Source organism: Mesonia sp. HuA40, assembly GCF_008017835.1.
In the GTDB taxonomy this organism is placed as follows: domain Bacteria; phylum Bacteroidota; class Bacteroidia; order Flavobacteriales; family Flavobacteriaceae; genus Mesonia.
In genome coordinates, this window is the sequence record NZ_VRLT01000056.1 from 1 (window position 1) to 15,837 (window position 15,837).

The 15,837-nt window shown below is 36.6% G+C and carries 15 protein-coding genes; 7 read left to right on the forward strand and 8 right to left on the reverse strand.

Annotated features, from left to right (window positions below; translation table 11 throughout):
- Together FT993_RS12430 and FT993_RS08750 are read left to right on the forward strand one after the other, a co-directional pair.
- Positions 1–204 (forward strand): hypothetical protein (locus tag FT993_RS12430; protein ID WP_222708309.1); only part of this gene is annotated, 204 nt, incomplete at its 5' end.
- Positions 205–238: 34 nt separating this feature from the next.
- Positions 239–1,120, forward strand: a complete 882-nt coding sequence (locus tag FT993_RS08750; RefSeq protein WP_147862168.1) for a T9SS type A sorting domain-containing protein — start codon at positions 239–241, stop codon at positions 1,118–1,120.
- Between the two features lie 115 nt (positions 1,121–1,235).
- On the opposite strand, the gene FT993_RS08755 is transcribed toward FT993_RS08750, so the two are convergent.
- Genes FT993_RS08755 through FT993_RS08765 form a run of 3 tightly spaced genes read right to left on the reverse strand, consistent with a single transcriptional unit; the run spans position 1,236 to position 4,453 of the window.
- On the reverse strand, positions 1,236–3,305 hold the full coding sequence (locus tag FT993_RS08755; RefSeq protein ID WP_147862169.1) for a M13 family metallopeptidase: 2,070 nt from the start codon (positions 3,303–3,305) through the stop codon (positions 1,236–1,238).
- A gap of 28 nt (positions 3,306–3,333) precedes the next feature.
- Positions 3,334–3,858: a nuclear transport factor 2 family protein gene (locus tag FT993_RS08760; RefSeq protein ID WP_147862170.1), complete on the reverse strand. Its 525-nt coding sequence runs from the start codon at positions 3,856–3,858 to the stop codon at positions 3,334–3,336.
- A gap of 22 nt (positions 3,859–3,880) precedes the next feature.
- Positions 3,881–4,453: a hypothetical protein gene (locus FT993_RS08765; RefSeq protein ID WP_147862171.1), complete on the reverse strand. Its 573-nt coding sequence runs from the start codon at positions 4,451–4,453 to the stop codon at positions 3,881–3,883.
- A gap of 145 nt (positions 4,454–4,598) precedes the next feature.
- On the opposite strand from FT993_RS08765, the gene FT993_RS08770 reads away from it, so the two are divergent.
- A complete protein-coding gene (locus FT993_RS08770; protein ID WP_147862172.1) occupies positions 4,599–5,543 on the forward strand; it encodes an NAD-dependent epimerase/dehydratase family protein in 945 nt (314 codons plus the stop codon).
- Between the two features lie 72 nt (positions 5,544–5,615).
- Here the strand turns inward: FT993_RS08770 and FT993_RS08775 are convergent, their stop codons facing one another.
- The 3 genes from FT993_RS08775 to FT993_RS08785 all read right to left on the reverse strand — a co-directional run bounded on the left by FT993_RS08775 (position 5,616) and on the right by FT993_RS08785 (position 9,111).
- Positions 5,616–6,362 carry a succinate dehydrogenase/fumarate reductase iron-sulfur subunit gene (locus FT993_RS08775; RefSeq protein ID WP_147862173.1) on the reverse strand — a complete coding sequence of 249 codons (747 nt, stop codon included), beginning with the start codon at positions 6,360–6,362 and terminating at the stop codon, positions 5,616–5,618.
- Between the two features lie 70 nt (positions 6,363–6,432).
- On the reverse strand, positions 6,433–8,436 hold the full coding sequence (locus tag FT993_RS08780; protein WP_147862174.1) for a fumarate reductase/succinate dehydrogenase flavoprotein subunit: 2,004 nt from the start codon (positions 8,434–8,436) through the stop codon (positions 6,433–6,435).
- 12 nt (positions 8,437–8,448) lie between these two features.
- Positions 8,449–9,111 (reverse strand): succinate dehydrogenase cytochrome b subunit, encoded by a 663-nt coding sequence (locus tag FT993_RS08785; RefSeq protein ID WP_147862175.1) that lies wholly within the window; start codon positions 9,109–9,111, stop codon positions 8,449–8,451.
- Positions 9,112–9,547: 436 nt separating this feature from the next.
- Here FT993_RS08785 and FT993_RS08790 point away from each other — a divergent pair, with 436 nt between their 5' ends.
- The gene (locus FT993_RS08790; protein WP_147862176.1) at positions 9,548–10,840 is read left to right on the forward strand and encodes an aminopeptidase P family protein; all 1,293 of its coding nucleotides are present in this window, start codon (positions 9,548–9,550) and stop codon (positions 10,838–10,840) included.
- Between the two features lie 80 nt (positions 10,841–10,920).
- On the opposite strand, the gene FT993_RS08795 is transcribed toward FT993_RS08790, so the two are convergent.
- The gene (locus FT993_RS08795) at positions 10,921–12,471 is read right to left on the reverse strand and encodes a serine hydrolase (RefSeq protein ID WP_147862177.1); all 1,551 of its coding nucleotides are present in this window, start codon (positions 12,469–12,471) and stop codon (positions 10,921–10,923) included.
- Between the two features lie 44 nt (positions 12,472–12,515).
- On the opposite strand from FT993_RS08795, the gene FT993_RS08800 reads away from it, so the two are divergent.
- On the forward strand, positions 12,516–13,292 hold the full coding sequence (locus FT993_RS08800) for an alpha/beta fold hydrolase (RefSeq protein WP_147862178.1): 777 nt from the start codon (positions 12,516–12,518) through the stop codon (positions 13,290–13,292).
- Between the two features lie 207 nt (positions 13,293–13,499).
- Here the strand turns inward: FT993_RS08800 and FT993_RS08805 are convergent, their stop codons facing one another.
- Complete coding sequence (locus tag FT993_RS08805) at positions 13,500–14,849, reverse strand: aspartate kinase (RefSeq protein WP_147862179.1); 1,350 nt, start codon at positions 14,847–14,849, stop codon at positions 13,500–13,502.
- Between the two features lie 101 nt (positions 14,850–14,950).
- Here FT993_RS08805 and FT993_RS08810 point away from each other — a divergent pair, with 101 nt between their 5' ends.
- Together FT993_RS08810 and FT993_RS08815 are read left to right on the forward strand one after the other, a co-directional pair.
- On the forward strand, positions 14,951–15,613 hold the full coding sequence (locus tag FT993_RS08810) for a hypothetical protein (protein ID WP_147862180.1): 663 nt from the start codon (positions 14,951–14,953) through the stop codon (positions 15,611–15,613).
- Between the two features lie 14 nt (positions 15,614–15,627).
- The gene (locus FT993_RS08815; RefSeq protein WP_147862181.1) at positions 15,628–15,816 is read left to right on the forward strand and encodes a hypothetical protein; all 189 of its coding nucleotides are present in this window, start codon (positions 15,628–15,630) and stop codon (positions 15,814–15,816) included.
- Positions 15,817–15,837: the final 21 nt, after the last annotated feature.

Sequence of the window (15,837 nt, forward strand, 5' to 3'; positions counted from 1 at the left end):
CAACAAAACAACAAAACAACAAAACAACAAAACAACAAAACAACAAAACAACAAAACAACAAAACAACAAAACAACAGCAACTGCTTAGTCTATGCATCGTTTTTTTAATGATATCTCCTTTTTTGATAGCACAACAAAATTATGATGATTGTCTTTTTTTGGAGAATGCTAACCTACAGAACTATTCAAGTTTAAGTGATTGAAAGCAAAAATTTAGTAATTCAATAAAAAATCATTATGAAAACATTAATAACAACTCTCGTATTTTTGATAAGTTTAGTAGGTTTTACTCAAACTACGTTTATATTCGATAATAATTTTGAGCAAACCTTAATCGATTTGGGAATCGATAGTGATAATACAGTTAATTATCAAGTCTTAACTTCAGATATAGACCAAGTTACGCATTTAGATTTAAGTGCGTCCAGTCATCTTCCTATTTCAGATATCGAAGGAATAAAAGATTTTACTGCTTTACAGGTACTAAATATTAGTGGGATAGGCTTTATTAATTCAGGTGAAGTAGATATACCTCCTTACTTAGATTTGTCAACTTTAACAGCGCTGGAAGAATTGTATTTTACAAGTCAAGGTGATACTCATAATAATATATTAGTTCATTTATATTTAACCAACAATCCTAATTTAACCACCTTAGAATCTTTAGATGTGGGTGCGTTAGAATTTATAGATTTAGAAGGAAGCGATGTCAATCTAACTAATTTAACTATGAATTTTACTGGAGACTGGCAAGACATCTGCATAAATGTAACAGATCCTGTTGCGGCTCAAAATGCACAAGGTGTTTATGCAAGTTGGAACGTTACCTACAACTCACAAACCGGCGTTCTTTCCTATTCAGATGATTGTGAAAAATTGCATACAGCTTCAAAAGAGAAAATAAACTTTAGCCTATACCCCAACCCGGCAAGCCATCAATTTCATATTAAATCAACCAGAAATTTAGATCAAATAAAACTTTACAACCTACAAGGTAAACTGATAAAAACATTTCATCAGCAAGAAACCTATGATATTTCAAATTTAGCTAGCGGAGTTTATTTTTTAAAACTTAGAAGTGGTAAGCAAGTTTATACTCAGAAACTGATTAAAAACTAGTACTCTTCTATAGTAATCAATATAAAATTCTTATTTCATTAAAAATAATCACGAAAAAACAAAACCCATCGAACTTTAGATGGGTTTTGTTTTTTATAAATATATTCAAAAGCGCTTACCAAATAGCAACTCTATCTTTTGGAGCTACATACATAGAATCTCCTTCTTTTATGTCAAATGCTTCGTAAAATGCATCAACATTTTGCAAAGGTACATAAGCTCTATATTGCCCTGGAGAATGCGGATCTGTCTTTATTTGTGAACGTAAGGCTTCTTCACGAGATTTGGTTCTCCAAACAGTAGCCCACGATAAGAAAAAGCGTTGTTCGGGGGTAAATCCATCGATGTTTTCGGGTCTACCGTGCTCTTTAAAGTGGCGTTGTAATCCGTCATAAGCCCCTAAAACGCCGCCTAGGTCGCCAATGTTTTCACCTAACGTAAATTTACCGTTGATATATACGCTGTCTAAAACTTCGATGGCGCTGTATTGTTCGGCCAATTGGTTTCCTCGCTTGGTGAATTCTTCTAAATCTTTATCTGTCCACCAGTTGTTTAAATTTCCTTCGGCGTCAAAGCGTGCACCACTGTCATCAAAAGCATGTGAAATTTCATGACCTATTACTGCCCCGATTCCACCATAATTTACTGCAGCATCTGCTTTGTAATTATAAAATGGTGGTTGTAAAATCGCTGCAGGAAATACAATTTCGTTAAACATAGGGTTAAAGTAAGCATTCACTGTTTGAGGAGACATTCCCCATTTACTTTTGTCTACAGGCTCATAAATTTCGGCCAAATTATCTTGCATAGCCCATTGAGATATGGCTTGCATATTTGCATAGTAACTATTGTCTTGTGTTACGTTTAAATCAGAGTAATCTTCCCACTGATCTGGATAGCCAATTTTAACTGTAAATTTGTCCAGCTTCTCAATAGCTTTCTTCTTGGTTTCTGCACTCATCCAGTCTAATTGCTCAATTCGGGCTTGGTAGGCTGCAATTACGTTGTCTATCATTTCTTTAGCCTTTGCTTTCGCTTCTGGCGGAAACTTTTCATCTACATACAATTGGCCTAAGGCTTCGCCGATAGCGTTATTTACCGTCACTAAAGCACGCTCTCTCGCAGGTCTCATTTTTTGAGCACCATTTAAACGTTTGCTGTAAAACTCCCAGCTAGCTTGCTCTAAATCTGTACTTAATTGACTAGAGGCACTATTTAAGGTGGCCCAACGCATTAAGGTTTTAATTTCATTTAGGTTTTCTGGTTGTAATACTTGTTGTACGGTAGCCATATATTTAGGTTGCATAACCAGTACAGTGTCTAATTCTTTTTCAACTCCAAGTTCTGTAAAGTATTTTTTCCAATCTATAGCCGGAACCATTTGCTGTAATTCCTCTATTGAGGTGGGATTGTTAAAGTTTCTAAAGTCGCGGCTTTGTACCTTATCTAATCTAGGCTCGGCGAGTTTGGTTTCCCAGGCTAAAATTGTTTCGGCTTGAGCTTTAGCGCTTTCTTCGTCTTCACCTATTTTAACTAACATTTTAGCAATATAGGCTTTGTAATCTTCTCGAATAGCTTTTGAGTCTGCATCATCTTTGATGTAATAATCTCTCTCGGGTAAACCAAGACCATCAGGGGCGAGATAGGCAGCATTAATATTTGAATTAGAAGGGTTGGCATAAGCTCCTAAACTAAAGAATGGAGCCGAAACTGCTGTAGGATTCTTTGCTAATGCTTCTTGTAATTCTGCAATGCTTTGTATCTTCTCTATTTGCTCAAGTACTGGCTCAATAGGAGTAATACTAGCCTCATTTCGTGCAAGGGTGTCTAGTTTAGATTTAAACAAAAATAGAGCCTTAGCTTGATCGGTGTCTGGAGCATAGGCTTCGTTTTCAATCGCTTTGTCGATTATTGCCAATACATCGTTGTCTGTACTTTGCCTTAATACTTGGAAACCTCCCCAAGAAGTTCTGTCATCTGGGATTTTGGTTTCTCGTAGCCAAGTTCCGTTCACATATTGATAAAAGTTATCTTTTGGGCTTACCAAGGTATCCATATATTGCAATTCGATACCGGGTGTGGCATTTTCTGTTGATTGTGCTAGTTGTTGGGTATTTTCTTTGCAAGAAAATAATGCCAAACCACCAGCCAAAACCAACAAATGGGGTTTTAATCTTGTTTTCATTAGTATTGTTGTTATTGATCTTTATCTATTAGTTATTGCTTTGCTGATTTGTTACAGACTTTTTATAGTTTTCTTTTAAAAAAATGTTGTCTTTTTCTTTTTTAAATAAAACAACTTGTTTACCCAAAGCATTGGGTATGGTGTATGAAAGAACATACTGCTTTATTAAAAAACCATCTTCGGTTTTTATGATAACGCCAGAGCCACGGCAAACTCCCATAGCTGTCTTTAAAAGTTCGTGAAACCAATATGTATTTTGGTTTCCATTTATTTTTCTGTTAAAAGCTTCAAAGTGCCAAGCTTTTCCTGCGCGAAAATGCGGTGCGGCATAGCGCATAAAAGCTTGCTTGTCCCAGATCTCATCGGCTTGTGTACCAATGAAGGTGGCCTCTTTATGCATTTTATCAAAATAACTGTCAAATTGAGCATTTGCTGCAGCCAAGTGCCAAGCATCTATAAAATTATTTAAAGCTGCTTTGGTAGAATCTTTTACTTGTGCGCTTCCAGCCACTGAAAAAAATCCGATAAGGAGAAAAACACAAAGCTTATTCATTTGTTTTCTTATTTACAGGTCATTATTCTTTTGTTGCTACAGAATCTTTAGATTTTATAGATTCTAGAAGCTCAGCTTCAAATTCTTCTATGCTCGGTAAAAAAACTTCATTGAGTTGCGTCTTTAAGTTATTGAAGGCGATGATGACTTTCTCTAAATTATTTTTCAATAAAGTGGTGTCTTTTACTTGGCGCTGACTCACTTGCTCTAACATTTTGGTATGGGTGTAAAGAACATTTAACCTTGCCGCTATTGCATTTTCCTTAAAAACAAGAGGCACACTGTCGTTTAATTGCTTTGCTATATTGGCTAGATTAGTGGCGTTTTCTACCAAATCTTGGTAATGTGATGATTTTAAATTTTCAAGCTCATTTTCAAAGGTTTTAAAATCGGCCCAGGTATTGGCAGTGTCTTGTGTTTTTTTGCTCAGCTTTACTTGGGTTGAGGTGGGTAAAATAATATCTTTTTGTAAAATGTTAGTTTGTTTTTCTAGGAAAGAATTCTCTTTGGATTTATCAGATTTATTTTGGCAAGAAATCAAACCTATTAAAACTGAAAAGATGAGCAAGAAAGGCAGGGAAAAAATCCTTTTCATATAAGCGCTTTTAGATGCGAAAGATACAATTTTTTAGAAGAATATTGTTTTTTCTGGGTCAATTTACGTGTGGGAAAGTTTTGTAGTGCGCTTAAAAAATTGTTTTTTTGAGGTGCTATTAAAGCCTTTTTAAATATATGAATCAATGGGAAATAAAATATTAATTATGGGAGCCTGCGGGCAGATAGGAACGGAGTTAACCCTTACTTTGAGAGAAAAGTTTGGGAATGAAAATGTAGTTGCCAGCGATATTAGAGAAGGCAATGAACAACTGATGCAAACTGGTCCTTTTGAAATTTTAGATGCGACCAATTATAAGGCAATTGAAGATATTGTAATGCACTATGAAATTGATGAGGTTTATTTGATGGCGGCAATGCTAAGTGCTACCGCCGAAAAATTTCCCATGCGCGGTTGGGAGTTGAATATGAATTCTCTTTTCAATGTATTAAACCTAGCCAAAGACAAGAAGATTAGCAAATTGTTTTGGCCCTCGAGTATCGCTGTGTTTGGACCTACTACTCCAAAGCTTAACACGCCACAAACAACGGTAATGGAGCCTACTACCGTTTACGGAATTAGCAAGCAAACAGGAGAGCGCTGGTGCGAATATTATCATGAAAAATATGGTGTAGATGTACGGAGCATTCGCTACCCTGGCTTAATTAGCTATAAAACGGCTCCCGGTGGTGGAACAACTGATTATGCTGTAGAGATTTTTCACGAAGCTTTAAACCAACAATCTTACACCAGTTTTTTAAGTGAGGATACAGCTTTACCTATGATGTTCATGGATGATGCCATTGAGGCAACTATACGTTTAATGAATGCAGATAAGGAATCTTTAAGCATCAAATCTTCTTATAATTTAGGTGGTATTAGCTTTACACCTAAAGAAATTGCCGAAAGCATTAAAAAGCATATTCCTAACTTTAGAATAGATTACGCGCCAGATTTCAGACAGGCTATAGCCGATTCTTGGCCTTCAAGTATCGATGATAGTCAGGCGCAAAAAGACTGGGGTTGGAAACACCAATTTGATTTAGATAAAATGACGAAAGCGATGCTCGATGGTTTGCGAAATCTGTAGATTATTTTAAACTTAAAAAAAATCCTTTTCATTGAAAAGGATTTTTTTTGGTATTATAAGTAAGGTTATTTCCTAGCCTTTAGCATTTGCACTAAGGTATTCACGATTCATACGTGCGATATTTTCAAGAGAAATACCTTTAGGACATTCAAGTTCACAAGCTCCTGTATTCGAGCAATTTCCAAAACCTTCTTCATCCATTTGACGTACCATAGCTTGAACACGATCTACAGCTTCTACACGTCCTTGTGGTAATAAGGCATATTGAGAAACCTTAGCTGAAGTGAAAAGCATTGCACTTGCATTTTTACAAGCTGCTACACATGCACCACAGCCTATACAAGTGGCTGCATTAAAAGAATCATCGGCGTTATGCTTATTTACCGGAATAGAATTAGCATCTATTGTGTTACCCGATGTGTTTACCGATACGTAACCACCTGCTTGCTGAATGCGGTCAAATGCTGTTCTGTCTACGATTAAATCTTTAATTACAGGAAATGCATTGGCTCTAAAAGGCTCTATGGTAATGGTATCTCCATCGTTAAAAGAGCGCATGTGTAATTGACAAGTAGTAATTAAACGGTCTGGACCGTGAGGCTCTCCGTTAATTTGTAGCGAACAAGATCCGCAAATACCTTCTCGGCAATCGTGATCAAACTCTACTGGTTCTTCTCCTTTGGCCACTAATTCTTCATTCAATACATCTAGCATTTCTAGAAAAGACATATCTCCTTCTATACCATCAATGGGATAGTCGACCATTTTTCCTTTGGTGTTAGCACCGTCTTGGCGCCATATTTTAAGTGTAAGTTTCATAATCCTAATTTGAAGATTGAAAAATTTAAAAGTTTCGCTATTGAGGCGAGCTGCTTTTCAATTTCTCAAATTATTTATAACTCCTTGTTTTTAATTCGATATTATCAAATACTAAATCCTCTTTGTGTAATTTAGCTTCGCGCGGATCACCGGTATATTCCCAAGCGGCAACATATTTAAAGTTCTCATCATCTCGTAATGCCTCGCCCTCTTCGGTTTGATACTCTTCTCTAAAGTGGCCTCCACAAGACTCATTTCTGTGTAGAGCATCTTTAGCAAATAGTTCACCTAACTCAAGAAAATCTGCTACTCTTCCCGCTTTTTCAAGTTCTGCATTTTTGGTTTCAGCCTTTCCAGTCACCTTTACATTCTTCCAAAAATCTTCACGTAAAGCTTTAATTTCTTCTAAAGCCTCTTGTAAGCCTTGAGCGTTTCTAGCCATACCACATTTGTTCCACATAATTTTACCTAATTTCTTGTGGTAATGATCTACTGAGTGTTTGCCACTGGCTTTCATCAAACGATCAATTTTATCCTTCACATTTTTTTCGGCTTCGGCAAACTCTGGTAAATCTGTTGAGATAGCTCCTGTTCTAATGTCATTAGATAAATAATCTCCAATGGTGTAAGGCAGTACAAAATATCCATCGGCTAAACCTTGCATAAGGGCCGAAGCTCCTAATCGGTTTGCACCGTGATCAGAGAAATTGGCCTCTCCTGCAGCATAACAACCAGGAATAGTGGTTTGTAAATTATAATCAACCCATAAACCACCCATTGTATAATGTACCGCAGGATAAATCATCATAGGTGTTTCATACGGATTTTGATCTACAATTTTTTGATACATCTGGAAAAGGTTACCGTATTTTGCTTCGACAACTTCTTTTCCTAAACGAGTAATCTCTTCTTTTGAAGCATTTTTATGGCCAGAGGTAAAAGCTTTTTCCTTACCATAACGCTCGATAGCACTTGCAAAATCTAAGAATACAGCCTCACCTGTTTTATTTACTCCAAACCCAGCGTCACAACGTTCTTTTGCTGCTCTTGAAGCTACATCTCTTGGTACTAAGTTACCAAATGCAGGGTATCTGCGCTCCAAATAATAATCGCGCTCTTCTTCACTTAAATCAGTAGGTTTTAGTCGGCCCTCGCGAATTGCGATTGCATCTTCTTTCTTTTTAGGTACCCATATACGTCCATCGTTTCGTAGAGACTCAGACATCAGCGTAAGCTTAGACTGGTGGTCTCCCGATACGGGTATACAAGTAGGGTGAATTTGGGTGTAGCAAGGATTGGCAAAATAGGCACCGCGCTTATGTGCTCTCCATGCTGCCATCACGTTACTACCCATTGCATTAGTTGATAAGAAGAAAACATTACCGTAACCTCCAGAAGCTAAAACTACTGCGTGTGCAGAATGTCTTTGAATTTCTCCAGTTACCATATCTCGGGCAATAATTCCTCTTGCTTTACCGTCAACCAAGACTAAATCCATCATCTCATGACGGGTAAAAGATTGAATCTTCCCGCGGTTGATTTGTCTGTTCATTGCCGAGTATGCTCCTAATAAAAGTTGCTGCCCCGTCTGACCTTTAGCGTAGAAAGTACGCGATACTAGTACCCCTCCAAATGAGCGGTTGTCTAATAGTCCGCCATATTCTCTTGCAAAAGGCACTCCTTGTGCCACACATTGGTCGATAATATTACCCGATACTTCGGCCAAGCGATATACGTTGGCTTCTCGTGAACGATAATCACCTCCTTTAACCGTATCATAGAATAAACGATAATCAGAATCGCCATCACCCTGGTAGTTTTTTGAGGCATTTATACCCCCTTGCGCTGCAATTGAGTGTGCTCTTCGCGGTGAATCTTGGTAGCAGAAAGTCTTAACATTATAACCCAGTTCGGCTAAGGTGGCAGCTGCACTACCGCCTGCAAGACCTGTACCAACTACAATCACATCTATGTTTCTTTTGTTGGCTGGGTTTACTAAGTTTATTTCGTTTTTATGTTTTGTCCATTTATCGGCTAATGGTCCTGATGGTATTTTTGAATCTAAAACTGACATAAATCTTTCGTATTACAAGTGATTAATATAGTGATAAACGGCTATAAAAATAAACCCTAATGGGATTAAGATTGCGAAGGCCTTTGTGAAACCTTGCAAGCCTTTTGAATATTTGTTATTAAATCCAACCGATTGAAATGAAGAAGCAAAACCATGCAATAAGTGAAGCATTAAGAAAACAAATGAAATCACATAAACACCTACGCGTATAGGATTCTCAAATTTAGCGATGGTTTCTTCATAATAGCGTGTTGGGTCTTCTGGGTGACTTTCAATATACTTGTGCATAATTTCTGGAAACCAAAAATCGTAAAAATGCAAGCCTAAAAAGGCTAAGATAACCGCTCCAGAAAAAATCATGTTTCTAGACATCCAGCTAGAATTAGCAGAGCCCTTATAGTTGGCATAACCTATGCTTCTAGCATTTCGGTTTTGAATTTCAAGCACAAACCCCATAATAAAATGAAAAATCACCCCAAAAATTAAGATGGGTTGCAAGATGGCTTGCACTAAAAAATTAGTACCCATAAAATGAGATATCTCATTGAATACATCGGGGCTTATAACCGATATAAAGTTTATGGTAAAATGTTGTAGTAAAAATAAAACTAGGAATAAACCTGACAGAGCCATAGCAAACTTTTTTGCTACAGACGATTTTAGTAATCCACCCATTGGTTGTAATGATTTTTTTATGAATTTAGCACAAAAATAAGCTATCCTATATCATTTGCAAAGTTTCTAAAGAACAAGCTTCTTATTTAGAATAAATATTAACAAACTGTTTCGTTTTGTTTTTAATTTATTGAGATAATATTTAATGATAACTGATTTATTTTGGCGAAAAAAAAACAATTCCGATAAGGCAAGGGTGTAAAAATGGCAATTTAACAAATATACTTTCCGCTAATTTTTGTTTGCATTCTAATTAGATCAGGATTTTGTTAATAGGGTTTTCTTGTTTTAAACAAGAGTATGGTTTCAAAATCTCAAGTAAATCTGTATAAACTTTGACTTTTTTCTAGCTATATAATTTTGCAATTCAGAATCTAGTGCTATATAAATAGAGCATTCAACGACAAATTATTACCTTTGAAAAAATTCAAGTTTTATGAGATATCAAGCTATAAACAACGACTTATTTATTGAGAACAGAAAGAACTTTATGGCGCAAATGCGTCCTTCTAGTTTGGCTGTTTTTAACTCCAATGATATTTATCCAACGGGGGCAGATAGCACCATGCCTTTTCAGCAAGATAAAAACATTTTTTATCTAAGTGGGGTAGATCAAGACCAGAGTATTTTAGTGCTTTTTCCCGATGCACCAAAACCAGAGCATAGAGAAATTCTTTTTCTTACCGAAACCAATGAGCATATCGCCGTTTGGGAAGGGGAGAAATTAGACAAAGAAAAAGCGCTTGAAATTTCAGGAGTGAAAACGGTATACTGGTTAAAAGATTTTAAAAAAGTTTTTCACGAATTAATGGCTCAATGCGATACCATTTATATTAATACCAATGAGCATTACCGAGCCAATGTAGAAACCGAAACAAGAGAAGCGCGTTTCAATAAATGGATAACAGAAGCCTACCCCGCTCATCAAAGAGCTAAAAGTAATCCTATTTTGCAGCGACTGCGTGCGGTGAAACACAGCTTGGAGTTAGAAGTAATGCAAGCAGCTTGTAAAATTACCGAAAAAGGATTTAAACGTATTTTAGATTTTGTAAAACCTGGTGTATGGGAATATGAAATAGAAGCAGAATTTATGCACGAATTTTTGCGTAATCGCTCACGCGGCTTTGCCTACACACCTATTGTGGCTTCGGGTAACAACGCCAATGTTTTGCATTATATAGAAAATAAAGCACAATGTAAGGCGGGTGAACTTATCTTGCTGGATGTTGGTGCAGAGTATGCTAATTATTCTAGCGATATGTCTCGAACTATTCCCGTTTCAGGAAAATTTACCAAAAGACAAAAAGAGGTGTATAATTCGGTTAATAAAGTGAAAGATTTGGCCACTCAACTATTGGTGCCAGGAGCAGATTGGACCGAATACCACAAAGAAGTTGGTAAGTTGATGACCTCAGAACTGCTTGACTTGAAATTATTAGATAAAGCTGATGTGCAAAATGAAAACCCGGAATGGCCAGCGTATAAAAAATATTTTATGCACGGTACCTCACATAATATCGGTTTAGATACGCACGATTATGGTTTATTGTATGAGCCTTTAAAAGCGAATATGGTGTTTACTGTAGAACCAGGAATTTATATCCCCGATGAAGGTTTTGGTATTCGCTTAGAAGATGATGTGGTTATTCAGGAACAAGGTGAACCCTTAAATCTAATGGCTGATATCCCTATTGAGGCTGATGAAATTGAAGATTTAATGAATAAATAAAAGTAGTATCTTTTCGAGATTATTATTTTTTAAAACAAAAGGAAGCTCAACGAGCTTCCTTTTGTTTGTTTATAAAAAACCTAGTCCTTAATCCGCTTTAGCTTTAAGTCGCCAAAGTCGAAACTAAAATCGGTAATAGGAGCAATATATTGCATACGCGCTTGTTGGGCAATTGCGTTTTCATCTAAACTAAAAATCACAAAAACATCGGCATCAAAACTTCTGTTATCCCACTTGGCAACATAAGTGGTAGCGCTATAAGGCAACAAATCGCCCACCAGTTGAGAAGATCTAAAAGAAGCTATGCGTAATTTACCTTTATCTTGATAGATTTTAAAGGTTCCCATCCAATTGTCTTTGTATTCTCCAATTATTTGTTTTGGAGTAATAATTTGTGGATTTTCTTTGGCTAAATCCACTTGATGGTAAACTGCACGCTTTATACTATCATTTTTGGCTAGCCAATCTTGGTTTTGTTTGTCATAACGTGTTAACCAATCTCTATTTTTGTACCCTAGGTAGCTATCTTTAATCGTATTGGTAATGGTTTTAAAAGCATTGCCATTCATTTGATTGGTGAGAACCACAATACCAAGATCTAATTCTGGAATTAACGTAAATTGAGTTACCGTTCCTAGTAAACCTCCGGTATGTGTTACTTCTTTATAGCCGGCAACATCTTTAACAAACCAACCTAAAGCATAACCAAAAAAATGCGTGTTATAATCGTTTTTTGGGCTTACTGGTAGGGGAGTTTGCAATTGCCAAAGTTGGTGCAATTGCTTGGCAGGTAACAATTGTATGCCATTTTTGGTTTGAGCATTATTCATTAAAAATTGAGCCCATGTAAGCATATCGGGAATATTACTCATAATTCCTCCTGCAGGATTAGCGGTTTCGCTCCAGTCATGCGGTATTTGAATCACTTTACCTTCGGTGCGGGTATGCGCCGCTATACTATTGCTTTTATCGCTTACCCGATTGTAGGCTGCCTTACTGTTTTTCATGCCTACCGGTTGCATAATACGCTGCTCGATAAACTCCTCCCAACTGAGTCCGCTTAAACGTTCAATTACTTCACCGGCAACAATATACATATTATTGTTATAAGCAAACTCACTTCTCAGAGAGCTAGTTGGCGCTATATGTTTTAAATTGGTTACAATTTCTTGAGCGCTAAAGTCATTTCCTTCGGGAAAGAACATCAAATCACCTGCTCCCAAACCAAGACCGCTATTATGGGTGAGTAAATCTTTAATGCGCATATTTTCGGTGGCATAAGCATCTTGTAACCTGAATTCTGGCAGGTGATCACGCACTTTGTCATCCCATTTTACTAAGCCATCTTCAACCAGCATGGCTAGTGCAAAGGCAGTAAAACCTTTTGAATTAGAGGCAACCCCCACCAAGGTTTTTTCGTTCATTGGTAATTTAGACTGCAATGAACGCAAACCGTGGCCTTTGGCGTAAACTACCTTCCCGTCTTTAACAATACCAACAGAAATACCCGGCACTTCAAAGGTTGTTAAGGTGTTTTTTACCAAATCATCAATTTGTTTTTCGCTAAGTTGTGCCTGGGAAATGGCGGTACAAAGCATGAATAAAAATAAAAGGTACGGACTAATTTTCATACGTAGTTAGACTTTTTAAAGGGTGAACATTGTACTTTTGCGCTATGCAAAATTTCATCAAATACAAAAATATACAAATTGCCTATACAGACACGGGGCGAGGTGAGGTAATTGTACTTTTACACGGTTTTTTAGAAAACCTCAGCATGTGGGAGGCTATACTGCCAGAATTGCCTGAAAAAAAGCGCTTTATTTGTGTAGATTTATTGGGGCATGGCAGTTCGCAGCGCTTGGGTTATATTCATACTATGGAAGAGATGGCACAATCAATTAACCATTTGCTCAATCAACTAAATATAAAACAAGCTACTTTTTTAGGGCATTCAATGGGAGGTTATGTTGCACTCGCTTTCGCGGAATTATTTCCGTTAAGGATAAAAAAAATGTTGCTTTTAAATTCAACACCGCTAGCCGATTCCTCCGAACGTGTTGTCAATAGAAATCGAGCCATTCGCCTGGTAAAGCAAAACAAGAATGCTTTTGTGCGGATGGCAATCACTAATCTATTCGGAAAAGAAGGTAGAGAGCAATTACAAGAACACATCAACACGCTCGTTGAACAGGCGCAGCAAATGCCAGTAGAAAATATTGTAGTGGCCATAGAAGGTCTGAAGTCTAGAAAGAATAGAACCCATATTTTGAACAATTTTACTGGAGAGAAAATATTCTTGGCAGGTGAAGAAGATGAAATTGTTCCTTTAGAAAGCTTACAGCAACTCGCCAAAGCAACCCATACTCAACTTAAGACTTTTAAAGGCGGACATATGACACATTTAGAAGCTAGAGCAGAATTGTTGGAGTTTCTTAGGAATTCTATTTAAAACAAATAAGCTCGGAAAACAAGAATATTCTCTTCTTATAAAGGTCATTATAGCGTTTTCCTTTATTTGCCGACGGGTTTGGCTAGGGAAACTAATGATTTATATAATTCCAATTTTTTAAAATAAGAATTAACTAAAAAACCAGCTCCAAAGAGCTGGTTTTTTCGGTTTAACAAAATAAATACTTGGGGTAACCGAATATGAATTTTAGTATTCAACCAATTCAGGCAGTTCTTTTTTTGGGGTGCGAAACACATAGTGGTTAAGTTTATTTAAAACTGCCTTTTTGGCTGAAGTATTTACCAATAAAGATATATTGTTGTTGCTGCCACCGTATGCGATCATACGTAAATTTACATCTTGCATTATTTGAAAAAGTCTTGAGGTATCTGGGTGATTAACAATAGAATTACCAACTAAGCAAATAATACTCATTTCTTGTTCTATTTGAACGCGAGAAAACACCGATAACTCTTTGGCTATTGGTTCTAAATAAGTGTCGTTGTCTATGGTTAAAGAGATGGCAATTTCAGAAGTAGTTATCATATCTATGGCTGTTTGATAACGTTCAAAAATGTCAAAAACCTTTTTTAAAAATCCGTGAGCCAGCAGCATGCGTTCAGATTTTATTTTTATAACGGTAATGCCATCTTTGGCAGCAATGGCCTTGATCCCAGTCTTACAGGTTTTCTGTGTGATTAAGCTCCCTTTTGCTTCTGGTTGCACAGTATTTTTTAAACGTACAGGTATGCCTAGGTTTTTAACAGGCAATACCGTTGCCGGATGCAAGATTTTTGCACCAAAATAAGCCAACTCAGCCGCCTCATCAAAAGATAATTCTGCTAATGGTTTGGTGGGTGTTACATACCTAGGGTCGTTATTGTGAAAGCCATCAATATCACTCCAAATTTGAACTTCTTCTGCTTCTAAACAAGCACCAATAATCGTGGCGGTATAATCGCTCCCGCCACGACCTAAATTGGCAATTTCACCCTTGGCATCTAAACAAATAAAACCTTGGGTAACCCATATAGGATTATTGGGGTAACCTATACATTGTTGTTTAAGCTGTTGCTTGATATAAAAATAATCGGGTTCACCGTCTTTATCGGTGCGCATAAAATCTAGAGCAGGTAAGTATATATGTTCAATTTGTTGTGATTTAAAATACAAACTTATTAATCGACTAGAAAACAATTCTCCTTGAGCAATAATCTCATTTTTTAGGCTTTCGCTGAAGGGCTTTTGGAAACATCCTGCCAACCAGGTAGCTAGTAAACCAACATATTCTAGGGCTACCTGAAGTTGCTCAGGATGATTTTCCAATAGATCACAACTAAATTTTCTAAAGTGATGCGTAATTTGTTCGATTAACTCATTAGTCGCTTTAAAATTTTCTTGCGCCAAAAAATCAGCAAAAAGAGTTAACTGATTGGTGCTTCCGCTCAATGCCGAAAAGACCATAAATTTTGATCCTGATCTTTGAGCTATATGGGCAATTTGTGCAATATTATTTGCACAGCTTACAGAGGTTCCACCGAATTTTAAAACTTTCATATTAGTTTAATCTGAGTTCAAATGTATAAGTACATTTGAATCATTCCATTTTTTTATCAAAAATTGACTAATTTTACACAATCTGTTAAATATATAACATTATGAAGACTGTAGCACAGGCTGTTGGAGAAGTGGTGAAAGGGCAACACTTTTTAGAAGAAGCTTTAGCTCGAGGTATTGTAAACTATAGTGCTTTGGCAAGTGATTTACAGCCTAAAATCAGTGATTTGCTTAGAAAACCTGTAAAGACAGGAGCTATTATGATGGCGTTGCGTAGATATCCTATCCCGCCGCATATTCATCAATCTGGGCAAATAAAAAAAAGCCTACGGCTTTTGGGCGATATAACCTTAAAATCAGATATTGTGGCTTATACATTTGAGAATTCTGCCACTTTAATTCCATCTCAAGTAAAGTTACTCGATAAAATAAACCATCGAGAGCAACTTTTTTATGCGTTTACCCGAGGTATAACCGAGAGTAATTTAATGATTTCAGGTGCACAGAAAGATTTGGTGAATAGCTATTTTAAAGGAGAAAGGCAGATGCATTTTCGGGCAAATTTATCCGCTATAAGCGTAAAACTGCCACAAGATAATTATAAAATTACCGGATTGTACTATCAAATTTTCAAGGATTTGGCCTGGAACGGCATTGCGGTTTATGATGTGGTATCAACCACCAATGAATTTATAGCCTTGGTAGATGATGCGCTGGTTGAAAAAGCTTTTACCGTTATAAAACGTCTAAAATCAAACTATTAAATAATTTATATTAAATGAAGAAAAGATTACTCGCTGTTCTAGTTCCTGTTGTGCTTTTAAATGCAATTGTTTTATGGCAATTATTGAATCAAATTATAAATTATGAAGATCAGCTTTGGAGGTTATTAGCTCTTTTAGGAGGTTTTTTGTTAATAACTCCGTTTTCAATTTGGATTATACTAAAGCTAATGAAATCAAAATAAATCAATTAAAAATCCCGCTCA